The sequence below is a fragment of the Nocardia sp. NPDC002869 genome, from assembly GCF_046764065.1.
GTDB classification, from domain to species: Bacteria; Actinomycetota; Actinomycetes; order Mycobacteriales; family Mycobacteriaceae; genus Nocardia; species Nocardia rhamnosiphila.
Genome location: NZ_JBKOOL010000345.1, coordinates 1 through 1,122, shown reverse-complemented (window position 1 = coordinate 1,122; position 1,122 = coordinate 1). Strand labels below are relative to the sequence as shown.

General features: G+C 63.8%; 1 protein-coding gene. It reads left to right on the top strand.

The annotated features are described in order from the left end of the window. A partial coding sequence (locus ACLML9_RS28800; protein ID WP_411948437.1) for a condensation domain-containing protein occupies nt 1-1,122 on the top strand: 1,122 nt, incomplete at both ends.

Genomic DNA, 1,122 nt, shown 5'->3' with positions numbered 1-1,122 from the left:
GGATGTGGTCTCGGCGGTGTCGGAGTTGGCGTCGGCCGGGTTCGATGTGACTGCCGAGGTGCCGTTGCGGTTGGCCTTGTTCGAGGTCGGTCGGGCAGCCGACGTCGAATCCATGGCGGCCGGTGAGTCTGTTTCCGGTGAGTTCGTGCTGGCGATGGTGGTTCACCACATTTCCGGCGACGGCTCGTCGGTAGGGCCCTTGATCCGGGATCTGATGAACGCCTATGTCGCGCGGATCGCGGGTGAGGTGCCGGCGTGGGCGCCGTTGCCGGTGCAGTACGCGGATTACAGCATCTGGCAGCGTGAGTTGCTGGGTGATGAGGCCGATCCGAAATCGCTGGCAGCGCAGCAGGTGGGGTATTGGCAGTCGACGCTGGCCGGTATTCCGGATCAGTTGGATCTGCCGTCGGATCGGCCGCGTCCGGCGGTGCAGTCGTTTGCCGGTGGCCGGGTCGAGGTCGCTGTCGACGCCGAGATCCACGCCGGGCTGCAGCGGGTGGCGCAGCAGCAGAATGCGACCTTGTTCATGGTTGTGCATTCCGCGTTGGCGGTGTTGTTGTCGCGGTTGTCGGGGACCGATGACATCACTATCGGTACGCCGGTGGCGGGTCGTGGTGAGCAGGCGCTCGATGATCTGATCGGTATGTTCGTGAACACGCTGGTGTTCCGGACGCAGTTGGATCGTGGTGAATCCTTCACCGGTCTGCTGGGTCGCCAGCGGGAAGCCGATATCGCGGCGTTCGCGCATGCGGATGTGCCGTTCGAGCGGTTGGTGGAGGTACTCAACCCGGCGCGGTCCACGGCGCGGAATCCGTTGTTTCAGGTCGGTTTCTCGTTCCAGAACCTGGCGCAGTCGAGTCTGGAGTTGCCGGGGCTGACGGTCTCGGGTGTCGAAGTCGATACCGGTGTTTCGCAGTTCGATCTGCATTTGATCGTTGCCGATGAGTACGACCGTGACGGTGCGCCGCAGGGTGTGCGGGGTCAGTTGACCTATGCCACCGATCTGTTCGATCGGTCCACGGCGCAGGAGTTCGTGGATCGTTTTCTGCGGTTGCTGGGTGAGATCGTTTCGGCGCCGGAGACGGCGGTCGGTGAGTTGGAGATCCTGGCTCCGGCCGAGCG